This is a genomic window from Streptomyces sp. NPDC002773, assembly GCF_040295605.1.
In the GTDB taxonomy this organism is placed as follows: Bacteria; Actinomycetota; Actinomycetes; order Streptomycetales; family Streptomycetaceae; genus Streptomyces.
Genome location: NZ_JBEOVO010000028.1, coordinates 27,069 through 45,020, shown reverse-complemented (window position 1 = coordinate 45,020; position 17,952 = coordinate 27,069). Strand labels below are relative to the sequence as shown.

Genomic DNA, 17,952 nt, shown 5'->3' with positions numbered 1-17,952 from the left:
TCAGCTCCCCGTGGGTCGTACGAGCCCGGCCGCCGTACGCAGCAGGATGCAGACGTCCTGCCAGAGCGACCAGTGCTCGATGTAGTGGTTGTCGAAGCGGCAGCGGTCCTCGATCGAGGTGTCGCCGCGGAGCCCGTGCACCTGCGCGAGGCCGGTGAGCCCCACCGGCATCCGGTGCCGGGCCGCGTAACCGGCGTGGGTCTTGCTGAACTGGGCGACGAAGTACGGCCGTTCGGGCCGGGGGCCGACCAGGCTCATGTCGCCGCGCAGGATGTTCCACAGCTGCGGCAGCTCGTCGAGCGAGGTCCTGCGCAGGAAGTTCCCGGCCGCGCTCATCCGCCGGTCGCCCGCCACGTTCCAGCGGGTCGCCGACTCGGTGTCGTCGGAGGGGCGGAGCGTACGGAACTTGAGCAGCGTGAAGGGGCGCCCGTGCTGGCCCACCCGCTCCTGCCGGAACAGGACCCCCGGGCCGTCCGAGAGCCGTACGGCGAGCGCGCAGAGCAGCAGCACCGGCAGCGCGGCCGCGAGGGCGGGCGCGGCGAGCGCGATGTCGAGGGCCCGCTTGGCGGTCAGCCCGCGCCGCTCGTCCAGCGGGACGATCCGGTGCCAGGCGTACCCCCACATGTGCTCGCCCATCGGACCGTCCTGGTGCCGTCCGCCGACCCGCCAGGTGGTGCAGCCGTACTGCTGGAAGAGCGTCACGAGACCGGGGTCGTCGTCGAGGAACACCGCGTCGCGCACGGTGTTCTGGATGACGGCCCGGTGGATCTCCTCGGTCGTGGTGAGGACCGGGAGACCGACCTCCCCGGCCGCCCGGGACGTACCGCCCTGCTCGGGCACGCCGACGATGCCGACCGGCCGCATCCCGTACTCGGGGTGCTGCGAGGCCGCCGCGGCGAACCGGCGCGCGGCCCCCGCCCCGCCGATGACGAGCGCCGACCGGGGATGGGCCCGCGCGACCCGGCGCCGCCGGGCGAGCAGCACGGCCCGGACCAGGGTCACGACGCCGACATGCACCCCGTACGCGGCGCAGAGCCGCAGCGGCCCGAACGCGAGGGCCGGGGAGTACGCGGCGATCCCGGCCGCCGCCAGACACCAGGCGAAACCGGCGCGGGAGGCGAGCGCGGGCAGTTCGTCGAGGAGCCGGGTGCGGGCTGCGGGCCGGTACAGCCCGCCGTGCCCGTCGAGGACCAGGACGACCGCCACGACCGGCAGCAGGAGCCGGGCGTCGTGGTGCGCCGCGCTCAGCAGCGCGGCGGCGGCGAGGACGGCCAGGCAGTCGACGGCCACGAGCGGCAGTACGCCGGACCGTGGCGGCGCGGGGCGGCGCGGCAGCGTGAGCCGGTCGGTCGTGCCGGGGCGCGGCGCGAGGGAGGCGAGGCCGAAGGCCTGGCCCGCCGAGGGCCAGGGGCCCGGCGAGGAGGGGACGCTGGTGCTTTCCGTGGTCACTGCGCAATCGGCTCTCTGTGCTCGGTGCCCCGCACTCCGGCCAGCTCGCGGTAGACGTCCGCGACGGCCGCGCCGGTGCGTCGGACATCGAATCTGTTGAGTACGTGCTCGTGGGCCTCTCGGCCCAGGCGGTGCCGCAGCTCCCGCTCGCCGAGGAGGCGGCCGAGAGCGGTGGCGAGCGCGGCCGGGTCCTCGGGCGGGACCAGGCACAGGGGCTCATGGGCGGGTGGCAGGCTCTCGCGGGCCCCGTCGACGTCGCTGACGACGACCGGCCGGCTGCTCGCCATGGCCTCCAGGGGAGCGAGCGCCATGCCCTCCCAGCGGGACGGCAGGACGACCACGTCGGCGGCCCGATACCAGGGGGCGGTGTCGTCGACGGAGCCGGTGAACCGCACCGAGGGGCCGGCGGCGGCGCGCAGCCGGTCGCCGTCGGGGCCGTCACCGACCAGGACGAGACGGGCCGTCGGCACCTCCGCGAGGACGGCGGGCCAGGCGGCGAGCAGCACGTCCTGCCCCTTCTGCCGGCAGAGCCGGCCCACGCAGACGACGACGGGCCCGTCACCGGTGTCGGTGGCGGTGCCGGTGCCGGTGTCGGCGGGGGTGGGGGTGCCGGCGGGGGTGTCCGCGAACCTGGCCAGGTCCACCCCGTTGTGGATGACGGACCAGGAGGCGCGCACGCCGGCCTCCTCACCGGTGCGGCGCTCGGCCTCGCTGACGCAGACGACGCGGTGGGTCCAGCGCGCCGCCCGGCGTTCCCAGCGCCGGGCCAGCGCGGCGACCGTGCCTTCGACCGCTTCGAAGGACCAGGCGTGCGGCTGGTACACCGTCGGCCGGGCGCCGCGCAGTGCCAGCCGGGCGCACAGCCCCGCCTTGGCACTGTGGGCGTGGACCAGGTCAGGGCCGGTGGTACGGATCAGCCGGGCGAGGTCGATCGTCTCGCGGACCAGCCGGGGGCCGGGGTCGCGCCCGGCCCGCCACGCGTACACGTCGGCGCCCTCGGTGCGGACGTCCGCGGCGAGCGGTGTGCCGGGCGGACAGGCGACGGTGACCCGCATCCCGGCACGGAGCTGGTCGCGGACCAGGTCCGCGACGACACGGGCGACGCCGCCGTCCCCCGGCTGGACCGCGTGCAGGACGGAGAGGGGGGAGGAGTCCGGTTCTCGTGGAAGCAGCATGTCAGCGTCCGGCATCCGCCCGGAGGGAAAGCGCCGCCCGCCGGGTGGCGCCGGGCTTCCTCACACCGTCGTGGGAAGAGGCGGAAAAATTCCGCATACAGGTTCTCCGCTTTGATGAGAGAAACAAGGAAACGCCCGTGAAGATCGGGGAAGAGGAAGCTGTCGACCGTGCGAAAAGGGTCCCCGCGCGGCTGGACCGTAAGCGACGTCGGGGAACGTTATAACGCTGATGACGCGCGATAGTAAGCATTAGATGCTCACAAAGACTAACTTTCGTATCCGAGTGGCCAGTTCCTCGTTGGGCGTGTTGCGCACTTCCCGGCTCACTCGCTCGAATACCCCTCCGATGGCCCAAAGGCAGGTCGGGCATCACCCATTCGGGAGAGCGACCGAAGAAATGGAGCACCTGCGTCAACGCCTGATCCCGCACACGGACCGCGGTCCTTCCGCTCGTTCGGACGCACCCTCGTGCGCCGCCCGGTGCAACGGCGCACGCCCCCGGGAGGAGCAGGTCAGAGGGGTGGATTCACTCGAACGAATGCGTGGCGCTCGGTAGTTCTCCCGTTGCGGAGCGCTATACCCGCAGGCACGGTGAGGGGGATGTTGTCCGACGCATACGGAAAAGGAACAAATATGCGTCTCCAGGTCCCACTCCGCCCCACCGTCCTGGCTGCAGCCGCCGCCCTCGCCCTCGGCGCGGCGGGACCCGCCGCCGCCACCACCGACATAGATCAGCCGCCCCGCGCGGCCACCGTCGCGCCGCCCGTCCGGTCCGACGCCCTCAGGGGCGCGGTGAGCAGCGCGGTGGCCGAACTCCTCGCGACGATCAAGGCTGACGGCCGGCTCTCCGAGGCGGCAACCGAGGCGTTCGACGCCAAGATCGCGAAGGCGGTGGCCGCCATCAAGGACGACGCCATGAAGGACTGGCCCGTGGACACCCCGCAGGCCGACCCGCCCGCGCTCGACCCGCCCGTGCTCGACCCGCCCGTGCTCGACCCGCCTGCGCTCGATCTGCCGGCCGAGTCGTCGGCGCCCGTCCGCTAGCGGCGGCGCGCGGACCACGCCGTACCGGCCCAGCACCCCTGGGCCGGTACGGCGTTCGCGTATCCGATCGGCAAATAGGACCGGGACCTTCGTTCGGGTGCAGTGTCGAGAAATCCCCTCTCCCGGAGTTTCCGGGGAGCGCACCTCTCGTTACAGAAGCAGTACGACGCGCGGGAAACGCCCAACTCCCCCGCGCAGCAAACGACTTGCTTGCGAGGAAGGACTCTCTCCATGAAGCCCATCAAGGTCGCCGCGATCGTCGCCGGTTCCGTCATGGCCCTGGGTGCCGCCGCGCCCGCCATGGCCATGGGGCCGGCGGAGCTTCCCACCAGCCTGGACGGGGGCCTCGGCGCGATCTCCAGCGAGGGCCTGGAGACGGACGCGCTGAGCAGCACCACGAACGGCTCCCCGGTCAAGACCGTCGGTGAGGCCGCCGGGAAGCTGAGCGAGACCGGCAAGAAGACGCCGCTGCTCGGCGGCATGCCCCCGCTGGGCGGCTGACGCTCCCTCGGTTACGGGATCCCCCGCGCCCCCTGTGATCGGCTGATCGAATGATATTCCGATCGGACGCCGTGTGGGGCCGGTTCTTCGCCGTGTACCGCTCCTTACGCTCTCGCCAACCATCCACGGAAGGTTGGCTCACGGAGAGACCGAATTCCCGCGTTCCATAACCGGTTCGTCAGCGACTGACGCACTGACGCACCGGCGCGCGGAAAGGCCGGTCGGAGCGAGGGGGATCCCCGCCGGTCTCTCCCTTTCTCCAGAGGAAGAGCGGTATGCGATCCATCATCACCAGGAAGCTGCTCACTGCCGCAGCCGCGACGGGCATTCTGTCGCTGACCGGAGGCTTCGCCGTGGCGGCGAACTCCGCGGGCACGGGCGATACGCCGGGGACCGGCGCGGGCCACCATCGTCAGGCACCCCTCTCGGTGAGCCTGTGCGGGGCCTCCGTGGAGCTCGGCGACATCGCCGGCAAGGCGGTCCGTGACCTCTGCGCCCAGGCCGCCGACGACCCGGACGGCTACGGCGACGGCCCGGACGACGACACCCCCGACCACCCGGGCGGAAACCCGACACCGCCCGGCCACCCGACGGAGCCGGGCCATCCGACGGAGCCGGGTCACCCGACGGAGCCCGGCCATCCGACGGAGCCTGGCCATCCGACGCATCCGGGTGAGCCCACGAAGCCGGGGCATCCCACGCACCCGGGTGAGCCGAGCAATCCGGGCGAGCCGACGAAGCCGGGCCATCCCACGAACCCGGGTGAGCCTACGAAGCCGGGGCATCCCACGAACCCGGGTGAGCCTACGAAGCCGGGGCACCCCACGAACCCGGGTGAGCCTACGAAGCCGGGGCATCCCACGAATCCCGGTGAGCCGACGAAGCCGGGGCACCCCACGAATCCCGGTGAGCCGAGCAATCCCGGTGAGCCCACGAAGCCCGGCCACCCCACCCACCCCGGCCACCCCACCCACCCCGGTGAGCCGACCAAGCCACCGACCACTCCGCCGACACCTCCGGGCCAGCCCGGCGAGCCGGGTGAGCCGGGAGCGCCCGGTGAGCCGACCAAGCCGCCCACCAAGCCGCCCACCCACCCCGGTGAGCCCACGAAGCCCGGCCACCCCACGCACCCCGGTGAGCCCACCAAGCCCCCCACCCACCCCGGTGAGCCGACCAAGCCGCCGACCACCCCGTCCCAGCCGGGGCCGGGTGGGCCGGGGGAGCCTCAGCTTCCCGACACCGGGAGCGACACCGCCGCGCTGGCGGGCGCCGCGGCCGTCAGCGTCGCGCTGGTCCTCGGTGGAGCGGTCATCCGTTTCCGCGCCGGTCGCTCCGAACGCCTGCACTGACGCGTCGGGCTGACCGCCTGTCAACCAGGGTCCTCACTCTCACCGGTGAGGACCCTCGGCGTTGCTGCACAAGGGCGAACTTTCGCGACGTTCTCGCCTGAGGGCTCGTTCACAGGACACAGCTCCACCGCTCCGATCGTCACCCTCCGAAGGGCACACGCAGTGATGAACCTGCGATCACACGCCGGCATGGGAATCCTCATGACCGCTCTCGCCTCCGCGGCCATGGCCGCCCCCGCTTCCGCCGCCGAGGCTCCGGTGGTCGTTCCGCTCCAGGGCCTGGAGCCCGTGATCCCGATGGACGCGCCCACCGTGGCCAGCGGTGTCCCGCTCGTCATGCCGGGCGCCCCCACCGTCTTCCACGAGGGGCGTACCCGGGCCCTGCCGGACGTCGGCCTGCCGCGGGTCCCGGTCGTCAGCACGCTCCCGACCACCCTCGTCTCCGCCCCGCTCCCCGAGGTCCTCGAGGGAAGCCAGCTCGGCACGGCTCAGTTCACCACCCCGCGCTCGCCCCTGACGGCGGCCACCCCCGGGGCCGCGGTCGGCAACCCGGTCGGCATGCCGCGCGGTGACAGGCTCGGGCTCCCGGACGTCACGCCGTCGAACGCCGGCCTCCTCACCCCCTCGGTTCAGGGGACGCTGGACCCCCAGCTGGGGCTGGCGCAGCCGACGGCCTGACCGGCGTCCCTTTGCACGACCAATGGCCCGGGTGGGTGAAGACACGATTCTTCCCCGCTACCCGAGGGGTCGTTGTTCGTTACAACAGAAGGCTTGTCGCATGGCCGTGGCCCGCGGGTCCGGCGGTTCGGCCCGTCGTATCCGACGGCGGGCGGACCACCGGTCCGCGGGCCTTCATCTTTTCATTCCGCCCATCCGGTCTAAAGGCCGTTACTCGTGCGCCTTTTCGGCGTTGAACGGAACTGTGCGGCCGTGAATCTCGCGGTCGACTTTCCACGTCCAAGGAGTTCTTGATGTCTCGCATCGCGAAGGCTGCCGCTGTCCTCGCCGGCTCGGGTGCCGTTGCCCTCAGCGGAGCCGGCATGGCCGTCGCCCACTCGGGCGCCGAGGGCGTCGCCGCCGCGTCCCCCGGTATCGTCTCCGGCAACGTCGTGCAGGTCCCGGTCCACGTGCCGATCAACCTGTGCGGCAACACCGTCACCCTCGTCGGTCTGATCAACCCGGCGTTCGGCAACACCTGCGTGAACACCGACGGTCACGGCCAGGAGCACCGCGACGGCGGCTACGGCGCCTGATCACCTTCCCCACGGAGCGGCCCCCGGCACATCCGCCGGAGGGCCGCTCCCGTGTGTGCGGGGCGCCCGCCCGCGCGCCTCAGGCGTACCGGTAGATCGCGCTGTGGTCGAGCATCTGCGCCGGGGTGACGCCCCACGGGCCCATCCGCTCGTCGCGGGCCGCGACCCGGCCGTGCTGCGGGTCGCCCAGTGGCGGGGGGTCCGCCGGCAGGTAGCCGGAGCGGGGGTTGCGCTGCTGCCAGCGTGACCAGAGCAGGTCGACGAAGGAGTGGTGGAGCCAGAAGACCGGGTCGTTGACCGAGGCGCCGCCCAGCATCAGGCCGCCGATCCAGCGGTGCACCCGGTTGTGGATCCGGAAGCGCTCGTTGCCCCGGCCGGGGGCCCAGCCCTCCAGGCGGTTGCGGAAGCCGGAGGCGCTCGTGGAGTTCCAGGGCGCCACGTCGTACACCGTCTCGCGCATCACCTCGTCGAGCTCCGCCCCGGTGGGGAGCGTGATCGGGTCGCGGGGGCGGCCGAAGTCCCTGGTGAGGAAGGCGCCTTCGGTCATCGCGTGGGTGATGGTCCAGCGTCCGCCCGCGTGGGCGAAGGGCCCGGTCATCACCTGGAGGTCGCTGCGCCGGCCGTTGCCGCCCATGAAGTCGTCGTTCCAGAGGGAGGCGGCCGGGGTGTTGTCGCGGGTCCAGTCCCAGTACGGCACGGTGACCGTCGGGTCGATCCGGCGCAGCGCCCGTTCGAACTCCAGCAGGAACTTGCGGTGCCAGGGAAGGAAGCTGGGCGCCATGTGGGCCACGCGCAGACGGCCGTCGCCGTCGGCCGTGTAGTAGTCGATGTGGGTGCGGACGAAGTCGTCGTACGTCCCCCTGCGCTTCAGCTCCAGGACCGCGGCGACGAACTTCTTCCGCTCGGCGCTGGTCAGATCGCGCTGGTTCTTACGTGTGTAGGCCACGCGGGCTTCCTCCCGGGTGGACGCCGTGGGCGGCGGCGAAGCGGGACAGCGGCGCGGACCCGAGCTCGTCCACGGCCGCGCGCGTGGCCGCCAGCGGCGTCGGATGGGTCTGGTAGTGATCGATGGGGGTGAGATAGCCGCCGTCCGCGCAGCGCATCAGATGCAGCGGCCGGTCGTCGACGAGGACCTCGATCCCGTCGGCGGGCGCCGGCCGCGCCTGGATGCGGCGCCCCCGGTACATCTCGTCGAACGTCTCGCCGGGGGCCGCGTCGGTGGCGGGCGGACCGCCCGCCGCTCCGCTCCGGGCCGTCGTGGCGATACGGGCGAGCGCGCCACCGGTGAAGGCGGCGACGGTCAGGGTGAAGAGGGACCGCAGTGCGAGGCGGCGCGGGACGGTCATGAATGATCTCCTGGTGGTGCGGAGGCCCCGCCGAAGGCGGAGGGAAATGCCCTGAGGGAACAACGAGGAGAAAGCCGATTCGTTGCGGGGGAAATTTCAGCCGCGTGAATGTCGGCCGATCGGGTGAATCGGGCGCGGAAGGGTGGGCGTGCGACCACTAGCATCCGGACCCATGACTTCTTCCAATTCCGTTTCCGAGGCGCGCAGCGTCTCCCCGCTGGGTACCCTCTCGACCGTCTTCTGGACCACCGGCCCCACCGAGGAGAAGCCGGCCGCTCCGTATCTGATGGTGTATTCGGTCGGCAACGGCAGGGACGGCCGCGAGGCCGGTGAGGAAGCGATGCGGGCCGCCATCGAGGGCATGGGCCTGACCGTCGGCGGGCCGGTGATCGACGCGACCCAGGAGTCCGGTGTCGACGCCCACCTCCTCGTCGAGGCCCAGCGGGCGGTCCTCACCCTGCCGTTCATCAAGGTGCAGTGCTCGGTGCCGGCGGAGTGGGAGGCGGCTGCCATCAAGCTCGGACACGCCTACCTGGTCTGCTCCGTCCGCCCCTGGCCCGAGGTCGCGCCCGGCGAGCCGGTCTCGGAGGAGCAGCTGCGCTCCTTCTTCGCCGGCGAGGACCCCCTGGCGGACGGGGCCCACGTGGTGCTGCCGGTCCGGCGACTGCAGGGCTGAGCGGAGGGCGGACGGAGGACGGAGGGCGGCGACATGGCGACGGTGGATGTCCAGGACGGAGTGCCGGGGCAGCGGCGGCTCACGCGGGACGACGGGACGCGCGAGCCGGCCGGGGCGGTCGGGGCGGGCCGGGCCCTCGCCTGGCTCCTCATGATCACCGGGGCGGCCGGCGTGCTGTCCGGCTGGGTGATCACGATCGACAAGTTCAAGCTCCTGGAAGACCCCGGTTTCCAGCCCGGGTGCAGCCTGAACCCGGTCGTCTCCTGCGGCAACATCATGAAGAGCGAGCAGGCGGGGGTCTTCGGCTTCCCCAACCCGATGCTCGGGCTCGTCACGTACGCCGTCGTCGTCGCCCTCGGGGCCGGACTGCTCGCCGGGGCCCGCTACCGGGGCTGGATCTGGCTCGGCCTCAACGCCGGCATGCTCTTCGGCGTCGGCTTCTGCACCTGGCTGATGTACCAGTCGCTGTACGAGATCAACTCGCTCTGCCTGTGGTGCTGCCTGGCCTGGGTCGCCACCATCGTCATGTTCTGGTACGTCACCGCGCACAACGTCCGGCACGGGCTGATCCCCGCCCCGGCGGGCCTGCGGAGCTTCCTCGGCGAGTTCACGTTCGCCCTGCCCGTCCTGCACATCGGGATCATCGGGATGCTGATCCTGACCCGGTGGTGGGAATTCTGGACCAGTTGACGTGACCCCCTCCTCCTGGCCGCGGGCCGCACTGATCGTGCTGCTCGCGGCCGTTCTCGTGCTCGTCCTGTCGTACGACCGGATCGCGCCCGGCTCCCGGCACACCGCGGAACGGGCCGCGCCCGAACCCGCTCCGGTGACGGTGCCCTCCGGCTTCTTCACCGGCTCCGACGCGACCGGGGTGCGGCGGATCGCCGAGGTGCAGCGCTGGCTCGGCGGAGCGTCGCTGACGGTGGGGCACACCTATCTGCCCGGCGACCGCTGGACCAACATCGAGGGCCATCCCGCGCTCTTCGAGCCGTGGGCCCGGTGGAAGGAGGAGCGGCCGGGGCGGCTGTTCGTCCTGAACGTGCCGATGCTCGACCGCAGCGAGGATGCCCTGCCGGACGGCGAGGTCCGCGCGGGCCTGCGGCGCGGGGCGGCCGGGGCGTACGACGCCCACTTCCGCACCCTGGGCGAGCGGCTCGTCGCCCACCGGCTCCCCGACGCGGTGCTCGTCCTCGGCTGGGAGATGAACGGCACCACCTACAGCCACCGCTGCGGACCGGACCCGGAGGCCTGGAAGGCGTACTGGCAGCGCGTGGTGAGCGTGCTGCGCGCCGTCCCCGGGCAGCGTTTCCGCTTCGACTTCACCGCGAGCCGGGGGCGGGACGCGGTGGAGTGGCCGCGCTGCTACCCGGGCGACGGGTACGTCGACATCATCGGGCTCGACGCCTACGACCAGCCCGAGGGGCTCGGCTTCGAGGAGCAGGTGGCGGAGGAGTACGGGCTCGCGCACCACGTGGGCTTCGCGGCGGCGCACGGCAAGCCCGTCTCGTATCCGGAGTGGGGGCTCTTCCGCAACGGCGACAACCCGGCGTACGTGCGCGGGATGCTCGACTGGTTCGCCCGGCACCGGCCCGTCTACCAGACGTTCACGGACTACTGTCCGCACGGCGTGTGGGAGTGCCCGGACAACCCCGAGTCGGCGCGGGTCGTCAGGGGAGCGCTCGGGGCGCCGGGCCGCCCCTGATGTCAGGAGTGCTGGTAGGCCACCAGCGAGATGCCGACGTAGTGGGCGATGAAGGCGGCCAGGGTCAGCGAGTGGAAGACCTCGTGGAAGCCGAAGTAGCGCGGCGACGGGTTGGGGCGTTTGATGCCGTAGATGACGCCGCCCGCGCTGTAGAGCAGTCCGCCGACGACGACCAGGACGAGGACGGCGACGCCGCCGGCCCGCAGGAAGTCGGGCAGGAAGAAGACGGCGGCCCAGCCCATGGCGATGTAGCAGGGCGTGTACAGCCAGCGAGGGGCGCCGACCCAGAAGACCCGGAAGGCGATGCCGGCGAGGGCCGCCGCCCAGATCGCCCACATGAGCGGCACGGCCGTGGAGTCCGGGAGCAGCAGCAGGGTGAGCGGGGTGTAGGTGCCCGCGATGATCAGGAAGATGTTGGCGTGGTCGAGGCGCCGGAGGACGGCCTCGCCGCGCGGACCCCAGTTGCCGCGGTGGTAGAGCGCGCTGATCCCGAAGAGCATGCAGGCGGTGAGGGCGAAGACCGCGCAGGCGACGCGGGCCCGGGGGGAGTCGGCGAACGCGACCAGGACGACACCCGCCACGATCACCGCGGGGAACATCCCGGCATGCAGCCAGCCTCTGAGCCTGGGCTTCACGAACTGCTCTATCTCGTTCACCGACGGCATGGCGGAAGTCATACCCCGCATGCTACCTACGCGCCCGTAGGTCCCCGATATGAGTGGCGATGCTCACGTGGGCGGCCCCCTGGACATATGGGCGGTTCCATCGGATGATCAAATGAGTGCGGTCGGCACCGGATGAGCAGCTACGAAGCATCCGGGTCGCGGCCCCCACGGGGCACACACCTAAAAACCCCTCTACAAGGAGCAATCGTGGCGCGCGACAACGCGGCTCCCCAGACCCTTCCGACCCAGCACCAGGAGCTCGTCTCCTGGGTGAACGAGATCGCCGAGATCACCCAGCCGGACAACATCGTCTGGTGCGACGGCTCCGAGGCCGAGTACGACCGCCTGTGCGAGGAGCTCGTCGCCAAGGGGACCTTCACGAAGCTCGACCCGGCCCTGCGCCCGAACTCGTACTACGCGGCCTCCGACCCGACCGACGTCGCGCGCGTCGAGGACCGGACCTTCATCTGCTCCGAGAAGGAGGAGGACGCGGGCCCGACCAACCACTGGAAGGCCCCGGCCGAGATGAAGGAGCTCTTCGCGGGCTCCGAAGGCATCTTCCGCGGCTCGATGCGCGGCCGCACCATGTACGTCGTGCCCTTCTGCATGGGCCCCGTCGGCTCCCCGCTCTCCGCCATCGGCGTCGAGATCACCGACTCCGCGTACGTCGCCGTCTCCATGCGCACCATGACCCGCATGGGACAGGCCGTCCTCGACGAGCTCGGCACCGACGGCTTCTTCGTCAAGGCCGTCCACACCCTCGGCGCCCCCCTGGAGGAGGGCCAGGAGGACGTGCCGTGGCCCTGCAACTCCACCAAGTACATCTCGCACTTCCCCGAGAGCCGCGAGATCTGGTCGTACGGCTCGGGCTACGGCGGCAACGCCCTGCTCGGCAAGAAGTGCTACGCGCTCCGCATCGCCTCCGTCATGGCGCGTGACGAGGGCTGGCTCGCCGAGCACATGCTCATCCTGAAGCTGACCCCGCCGCAGGGCGAGGCGAAGTACGTCGCCGCCGCGTTCCCCTCGGCCTGCGGCAAGACGAACCTGGCCATGCTGGAGCCCACGATCTCCGGCTGGACCGTCGAGACCATCGGCGACGACATCGCCTGGATGCGCTTCGGCGAGGACGGTCGTCTCTACGCCATCAACCCCGAGGCCGGATTCTTCGGCGTCGCGCCCGGCACCGGCGAGCACACCAACGCCAACGCCATGAAGACCCTCTGGGGCAACTCCGTCTTCACCAACGTCGCCCTCACCGACGACAACGACGTGTGGTGGGAGGGGATGACCGAGACGGCCCCCGCGCACCTCACGGACTGGAAGGGCAACGACTGGACGCCCGCGTCCGAGACGCCGGCCGCCCACCCGAACGCCCGCTTCACCGTCCCGGCCGGCCAGTGCCCGACGATCGCCCCCGAGTGGGAGGACACCAAGGGCGTCCCGATCTCCGCGATCCTCTTCGGCGGCCGCCGCGCCACCGCCGTACCGCTGGTCACCGAGTCCTTCGACTGGAACCACGGCGTCTTCCTCGGCGCGAACGTCGCCTCCGAGAAGACCGCCGCCGCCGAGGGCAAGGTCGGCGAGCTGCGCCGCGACCCCTTCGCCATGCTGCCGTTCTGCGGCTACAACATGGGCGACTACATGGCCCACTGGGTCAAGGTGGGCGCGACCGCCGACGCCGCGAAGCTGCCCAAGATCTACTACGTGAACTGGTTCCGCAAGAACGACGCCGGCAAGTTCGTCTGGCCCGGCTTCGGCGAGAACAGCCGCGTCCTCAAGTGGATCGTCGAGCGCCTGGAAGGCAAGGCCGAGGGCGTCGAGACCCCGATCGGCATCCTGCCGACCGCGGAGTCCCTCGACACCGACGGCCTCGACCTGCCGGCCGAGGACCTGGAGTTCCTCCTCAAGGTCGACCGTGACGTGTGGCGCGAAGAGGCCGCCCTCGTCCCCGACCACCTCAACACCTTCGGCGACCACACGCCGAAGGAGCTGTGGGACGAGTACCGCGCGCTTGTCGAGCGCCTGGGCTGATCCCGCACCGCAGACTCGTGGTGGGTTGCCCCGAGATACCGCCCTGACCAGTGGGGTCACGACGGCCCACCACGATCCGCCCGGCCCCCGGAGCCCCCTCAGGCTCCGGGGGCCGGCGCATACCCTCCGTCGCCGCGCCCCTCCACGTACCGCGTGATGATCTCCTGGCGGATCGCCTCCGCCTCCCACAGCGCGGTGGCGATCGCCGTCGCCTCCTTGTGGAGTGCGGCCAGCTGCCGTTCGAGATGGGTCTCCGGCGGCTCGGTGCCCGGTGCGAACCGCGACCACCACCGCGTCCGTACGAAGGTGTCGACGGCCTCCGGGATGTCCTGGCGGACCGCGCGGGCCAGGACGTGCAGATGCTCCGGATCGCTCACCGAGCCCGGTTCGAGCAGGGCCCCGACGAGGGTGTCGAGCGCGGTGAGCCGCTCGCGGGTGGCTTCCGGCAGCTCCACCTCGGCCAGGTACGCGCGCAGGGTCGTGAAGTCGGCCCGCAGCGCCCCCAGCTGCTCGCCCGCGTCCGGGAAGTCCGGGGTGTCGGGCCGCTCCGGCGGCGCGATCAGCGCCCCCGCCCCGTACAGGCCCGCGATCACCAGGGGCCAGAGGCCGCCGGCCGCGCCGGTGAGGGCGATGCCCACTCCCGCGAGGCCGCCGACGCAGCCGGCGAGGTTCTTGCGGGACTCGGCGTATCTGAGCAGCGGGTTACTGGTAGCCACGGATCTCCTCGAATGCGCCGTCCAGCGAACCGCGGGTGGCGTCGAAGAGCTTGCCGCCGGTCAGGCTCGCGAGGTGGTCGAGCTCGGCCCGGTCGGAGTCCCCGAAGAGGATCGGGAAGACCGGGGTGCCCTTCTGCCCGGCGGGCAGCGAGCGGTAGAAGCTGTCGAACGCGGCGGCCGCGTCGCCGTCCGTGTTCTCCCCGTCCGTCATGAGCACGACCGAGGTGAACGTGTCGGCGGGCGCCTTGCCGAGGAAGCGGTACGCCTCCTGGACGCTGGAGTAGATCGCGGTGCCGCCCGAGGCCGACAGCTTCTGCGCGTCGGACTTGATCGCGCCCAGCGCCGCCTGGGGCGAGGCCGGGTCGACCGTGTGCGTACGGACCTCGCTCTGCTTCACCGCCGAACCGAACGGCATCAGGGTGACCTCCTCCCGGTCCCGGAAGTCGCCGGTCAGCTCGACCAGGGCCGACTTGAGCCGTTCGAGGCGCTCACCCGCCATGGAGCCGGAGGTGTCGAGGACGTAGACCGTGCGGGAGGGCCTGCGCAGGGTGTTGTCGTACGCGTCGAGCAGCCCGTCCGCCACGGCCCGGCTGCCGGGGAACGGCAGCTCGCGCCGCTGGTCGTGGGCGAGCGCGGGGGCGGGGCGGACGCCGGCGACGACCGGGCGGCGGAGCGTCCCCTCCGTGATCCGCTCCTGCGCCTCCGGGCCGCGGAGGTACTCGGTGAGCCGCCGCGCCGTGTCCTTCGCCTCCGGGCGGGCGGAGGTGAGGAGGCTGAGCGGGTAGTCGGCGGTGACGACGCCGTCGATCGGCCGGATCACGGTCAGGTCGTCGGGCTGGAACGAGGACCGCAGCACCGACTCGTAGTTGACGAGCGCGTCGACGTCGCCGCGGCGCCCGTAGGCGTCGGCCAGCCAGCCGGAGGAGCCCGACGTCAGCTTCTGCCCGGTGAAGAACTCCTTGAGCTTCGGGGTGGCCCGGCGTACGTCCGCCTCGGTGAGCGCGGACTGGGCGCCGGAGAGCCCCGAGGCCACCGAGACGAGGGCGGACAGACCGGAGTTGGAGCGCATCGGGTCGGTCATGCCGTACGTCAGCTTCCCGGCGGCGACCGCCTGGTGCAGCTGCGACCAGGTGACCTTCGCCGGGTCCCAGCCGAGCCGGGTGACCGCGGCGGGCCGCACCCCGAGGGCGACCGGCGAGGTCATGATCGGCGTCTCGCTGGTGATCTTCTTCGCGGTGGCGGGGTCGAGCCGGAGATAGTCGTTGGAGGAGAGCCAGACCGCGTCGTAGTCCTTGTCGGCCTTCCCCGAGGCGATCAGCTCGACGGCGTCGAGGGTGCCGACGTACGTGGGCCGGACGGTGACGCCGGTCGCGCGGAGGGCCGTGTCGAGGACCGGCTCCATGTCGGACAGCTCGGAGGAGGCGAGGACGCGGAGCGTGCCGGGGACGGCGGTGATGCCGTCTGGGCTGTCTGTGTGGTCTGTGCGGTCTGTGCGGTCTGTGGTGTCGCAGGAGCTGCCGGTCGCCGTCACGAGGAGGGTGAGGGCGAGGGCGGCGATCGTGCGGGCGAGGAGGCGGGGGGCCGTCCGGGGGTTCTTCCGGGCGGGGCGTGTGGTCGTCATGCGGGGCCGCCACCCTCCAGGGCTCCGGTACGGCGGCTGCGCTCCAAGTGGGTGCTCGCCTCCCGGAGTTCGGCCGTCAGCGACTCGACCGTCGCCGCCATCGCCTCCGTCGCCTGCGCCTTGTACGTGTCGATGGCGTCGAGCGTCCGGTAGATCTGCTGGAACGCGGTGCGGAGCGTCTCCGCGCCCACCGCCGGGTTCGCCGCCAGGATCTGGATCTCGCCCGCCTGCTCGGCCAGCATCTCGGAGTTGCCGCGGATCAGGTCCTCGGTGGTCGACCGCAGCACGTTCACCTGCTCGGTGACCTTCCGCTGGTGTTCGAGCGCGGAGGCGAGCATCACCGCGATCCGCAGCGCCGACAGGGTCGTCGTCGCGGCCCGCTCCACGCCCTTGATCAGTTCGTCGTTGTTCCGGCGGACCACGTCCATCGCCAGGTACCCCTGCGCGCAGACGGCGAGCTGGGTCAGCAGGTCCTGGTGCTTCTGCCGGACCGGGAAGAGGAGGTCGGCGCGGAGCGCGTCCGCCTGCGCGGGGTCGGGCGCGAGGGCGATGCGCCGCTCCACGGCCGCGTCGAGGGCGTCGGTGAGCACCGCGTACTCCTGGAGCTTGCCCATCGTCTCCCACAGCCGGGCCCGCTCGGTCAGCAACGCGGCGTTGTCGCGCCGCAGTTCGTCCTGGCCGCTGCGCAGGGCGCCGACGATCCGGTTCAGGGTGGTCTGCGAGGAGGCGTACTTGGCGACGTGGTCGCGCAGCTTGTTGCCGCCGGGGAGCTTCGCGAGGAGCCCCTTGAGGCCCTTGCCCGGGGTGTCCCTCGGGTCCAGGTCCTCGACGGTGCGCCGGAGTTCGACGAGCGAGGTGCCGACCCGGGCCTTGGCGTCGCCGCCGGAGGCTCCGGAGCCGAGGGAGCGGACCGTACGGTCGAGCATGCGGTTCGACTGCTGCGCTGCGGTGCGGATCTCGCCCGCGCCGAGCGCCGCGATCTCGCCGACGCGCCCGGCGAACTCGGGGGAGCGCGGGTCGAGTCCTTCGATCGAGCCGACGTACTCGGCGGCCCGGCGGGACATCTCCGTACGCACCGCCTCGTCCATCGGCACCAGGCCTGAGGCCTGCGCGGCGCGGACCGGGGGTACCGGCTCGGGCGGGGTGAGGACGAGCGGGGTGTCGTGCTCGGGCGGTGTCAGGGCGATCGTCCTTCTCGGGTCCTCGGGCGTGGTCATGCGGTGTCCCCCTGGTCGCGGGCCCGCAGGGCCATGTCGTGCAGCACCTTGCTGGTGGGCACGGGCGCCTGGCGGACTCCGGTCAGCGTCTGGTTGAGGTAGGCGGTGTGGCTCTGGGTCGCGGTGGTGAACTCGCTCGCCGCGCCCTGCGGCCGGAAGCCGTGGCGTACCGCGAGCTTGCGCAGCTCGGGGTCGGTGGAGAGGAGTTCGCCGAGGGCCCGGCCGTTCGGGGTGATCGGTACGAGGGTGTGGTCGCTGTTGACCGTGGTGTCCGGGTAGAGGACGACGAGGTCGCCCATCGGGCGGCCGGCCAGGAGCTGCGCGGCTACCTGGGACTCGTACACGAGGACGAGCGGGTTGCCGACGCCGCTGATGAAGTCGCGGAAGGGGGCGTCCGAGCCGGACTGCTGGGCGCCCTGCACCTGGACGAGCTTGCGGAGCAGCGGGGCCGTGCGGGTGACGGCGGCCTTGTCGCCCGCGACCCGTCCGCCGTCGGCGACGTAGCTCGCGGCGGCGAGATAGAGGGCGCCGGAGTTGGAGGCGACCGGGTCGGTGGAGGTGATGAAGACGGTGCCGCTCAGCTCCGCGTGGCCCGCGGAGCCCTTGAGCTGTTGCCAGGTCCGGTCGCCGCGGGCGGCCGCCAGATAGGCGTCCATCCTCAGGGTGCCGCTGGTGCCGCGCGGGCCGAGGGTCGCCAGTCCGTTTCCGGCGAGGACCCGGGCGGCTGCGCTGTGCGCGACGACGACGAGCGGCGAGTAGAACGGCCGCAGCGGGGCGGTCGTCGCCGTCTCCTCGGCCAGTTTCCGGGCCTTCGCGCGGAGCTCGTCGGCCGGTCCCTTCGAGGACGGGAAGGCGAAGTCGTAGCCGTCGAGGGGCAGTTCCTCCATGTCCCAGGACCCGGAGGTCTCGGACTGCACGGTGAAGCCCTTCGCGGCCAGGGCCTTCACCACCTGCGGGTCGGCGAAGAACTCCGCCTTCTCCGACCCGATGACTCCTCGCACGGTCTTCGTTGCCGTGCCCGTGTCCTTGTCGCCGCCCGTCACGAGGACGGCGGCCACGCCGCCGAGGAGCAGGACGGCCAGGACGATTCCCAGGATGCGTCTCACGGGGGCAGCGTGCTCGCGGAAGCCCACATTCCAGGGGGAGTTGGGTGGACGAGGGGTGAAGGAGCGATCCCGGTACCGAACCGGAGCGGGATGTACCGTGG

At 72.0% G+C, this 17,952-nt stretch carries 18 protein-coding genes; 9 read left to right on the top strand and 9 right to left on the bottom strand.

What is annotated here, in order from left to right:
• Positions 1 to 1,449 (bottom strand): sugar transferase, encoded by a 1,449-nt coding sequence (locus ABT034_RS27290; RefSeq protein WP_351219691.1) that lies wholly within the window; start codon positions 1,447 to 1,449, stop codon positions 1 to 3.
• Positions 1,446 to 2,624, bottom strand: coding sequence for a glycosyltransferase (locus ABT034_RS27285; RefSeq protein WP_351219690.1), 1,179 nt, complete (start codon positions 2,622 to 2,624; stop codon positions 1,446 to 1,448). The genes ABT034_RS27290 and ABT034_RS27285 overlap by 4 nt, the downstream gene beginning before the upstream one ends.
• A 633-nt stretch (positions 2,625 to 3,257) precedes the next feature.
• Between ABT034_RS27285 and ABT034_RS27280 the strand changes: the two genes are divergently transcribed.
• From ABT034_RS27280 to ABT034_RS27260, 5 genes are all read left to right on the top strand, one after another.
• Entirely contained in the window at positions 3,258 to 3,668 is a 411-nt protein-coding gene (locus tag ABT034_RS27280; protein WP_351219689.1) for a hypothetical protein, read from the top strand.
• Between the two features lie 231 nt (positions 3,669 to 3,899).
• On the top strand, positions 3,900 to 4,169 hold the full coding sequence (locus ABT034_RS27275) for a hypothetical protein (RefSeq protein ID WP_351219688.1): 270 nt from the start codon (positions 3,900 to 3,902) through the stop codon (positions 4,167 to 4,169).
• 275 nt (positions 4,170 to 4,444) lie between these two features.
• The gene (locus ABT034_RS27270) at positions 4,445 to 5,518 is read left to right on the top strand and encodes a hypothetical protein (protein WP_351219687.1); all 1,074 of its coding nucleotides are present in this window, start codon (positions 4,445 to 4,447) and stop codon (positions 5,516 to 5,518) included.
• 201 nt (positions 5,519 to 5,719) lie between these two features.
• Positions 5,720 to 6,196 carry a hypothetical protein gene (locus ABT034_RS27265; RefSeq protein WP_351219686.1) on the top strand — a complete coding sequence of 159 codons (477 nt, stop codon included), beginning with the start codon at positions 5,720 to 5,722 and terminating at the stop codon, positions 6,194 to 6,196.
• Between the two features lie 293 nt (positions 6,197 to 6,489).
• Entirely contained in the window at positions 6,490 to 6,771 is a 282-nt protein-coding gene (locus ABT034_RS27260; RefSeq protein ID WP_351219685.1) for a chaplin, read from the top strand.
• 79 nt (positions 6,772 to 6,850) lie between these two features.
• On the opposite strand, the gene ABT034_RS27255 is transcribed toward ABT034_RS27260, so the two are convergent.
• Together ABT034_RS27255 and ABT034_RS27250 are read right to left on the bottom strand one after the other, a co-directional pair.
• A complete protein-coding gene (locus ABT034_RS27255; RefSeq protein ID WP_351219684.1) occupies positions 6,851 to 7,717 on the bottom strand; it encodes a tyrosinase family protein in 867 nt (288 codons plus the stop codon).
• Complete coding sequence (locus ABT034_RS27250) at positions 7,701 to 8,117, bottom strand: tyrosinase family oxidase copper chaperone (protein ID WP_351219683.1); 417 nt, start codon at positions 8,115 to 8,117, stop codon at positions 7,701 to 7,703. Before ABT034_RS27250 ends, ABT034_RS27255 begins: the two co-directional genes overlap by 17 nt.
• Positions 8,118 to 8,289: 172 nt before the next feature.
• On the opposite strand from ABT034_RS27250, the gene ABT034_RS27245 reads away from it, so the two are divergent.
• The 3 genes from ABT034_RS27245 to ABT034_RS27235 are packed head-to-tail and all read left to right on the top strand — an operon-like array spanning position 8,290 to position 10,495.
• On the top strand, positions 8,290 to 8,793 hold the full coding sequence (locus ABT034_RS27245) for a DUF5949 family protein (RefSeq protein ID WP_351219682.1): 504 nt from the start codon (positions 8,290 to 8,292) through the stop codon (positions 8,791 to 8,793).
• Positions 8,794 to 8,826: 33 nt separating this feature from the next.
• Positions 8,827 to 9,483 (top strand): vitamin K epoxide reductase family protein, encoded by a 657-nt coding sequence (locus ABT034_RS27240; RefSeq protein ID WP_351219681.1) that lies wholly within the window; start codon positions 8,827 to 8,829, stop codon positions 9,481 to 9,483.
• A 1-nt stretch (position 9,484) separates the two neighbouring features.
• Positions 9,485 to 10,495, top strand: a complete 1,011-nt coding sequence (locus tag ABT034_RS27235; RefSeq protein WP_351219680.1) for a glycoside hydrolase family 26 protein — start codon at positions 9,485 to 9,487, stop codon at positions 10,493 to 10,495.
• Positions 10,496 to 10,497: 2 nt separating this feature from the next.
• Here ABT034_RS27235 and trhA read toward each other — a convergent pair whose 3' ends face one another.
• Positions 10,498 to 11,172 (bottom strand): PAQR family membrane homeostasis protein TrhA, encoded by a 675-nt coding sequence (gene trhA, locus ABT034_RS27230; RefSeq protein WP_351219679.1) that lies wholly within the window; start codon positions 11,170 to 11,172, stop codon positions 10,498 to 10,500.
• Between the two features lie 195 nt (positions 11,173 to 11,367).
• Here trhA and ABT034_RS27225 point away from each other — a divergent pair, with 195 nt between their 5' ends.
• Positions 11,368 to 13,191 carry a phosphoenolpyruvate carboxykinase (GTP) gene (locus ABT034_RS27225; protein ID WP_351219678.1) on the top strand — a complete coding sequence of 608 codons (1,824 nt, stop codon included), beginning with the start codon at positions 11,368 to 11,370 and terminating at the stop codon, positions 13,189 to 13,191.
• Positions 13,192 to 13,289: 98 nt separating this feature from the next.
• On the opposite strand, the gene ABT034_RS27220 is transcribed toward ABT034_RS27225, so the two are convergent.
• The 4 genes from ABT034_RS27220 to ABT034_RS27205 are packed head-to-tail and all read right to left on the bottom strand — an operon-like array spanning position 13,290 to position 17,878.
• Positions 13,290 to 13,907, bottom strand: coding sequence for a hypothetical protein (locus ABT034_RS27220; protein ID WP_351219677.1), 618 nt, complete (start codon positions 13,905 to 13,907; stop codon positions 13,290 to 13,292).
• Positions 13,894 to 15,528 carry a substrate-binding and vWA domain-containing protein gene (locus ABT034_RS27215; RefSeq protein ID WP_351219676.1) on the bottom strand — a complete coding sequence of 545 codons (1,635 nt, stop codon included), beginning with the start codon at positions 15,526 to 15,528 and terminating at the stop codon, positions 13,894 to 13,896. The genes ABT034_RS27220 and ABT034_RS27215 overlap by 14 nt, the downstream gene beginning before the upstream one ends.
• A complete protein-coding gene (locus tag ABT034_RS27210) occupies positions 15,525 to 16,745 on the bottom strand; it encodes a toxic anion resistance protein (protein ID WP_351219675.1) in 1,221 nt (406 codons plus the stop codon). The genes ABT034_RS27215 and ABT034_RS27210 overlap by 4 nt, the downstream gene beginning before the upstream one ends.
• Positions 16,742 to 17,878: a hypothetical protein gene (locus ABT034_RS27205; RefSeq protein WP_351219674.1), complete on the bottom strand. Its 1,137-nt coding sequence runs from the start codon at positions 17,876 to 17,878 to the stop codon at positions 16,742 to 16,744. The genes ABT034_RS27210 and ABT034_RS27205 overlap by 4 nt, the downstream gene beginning before the upstream one ends.
• Positions 17,879 to 17,952: the final 74 nt, after the last annotated feature.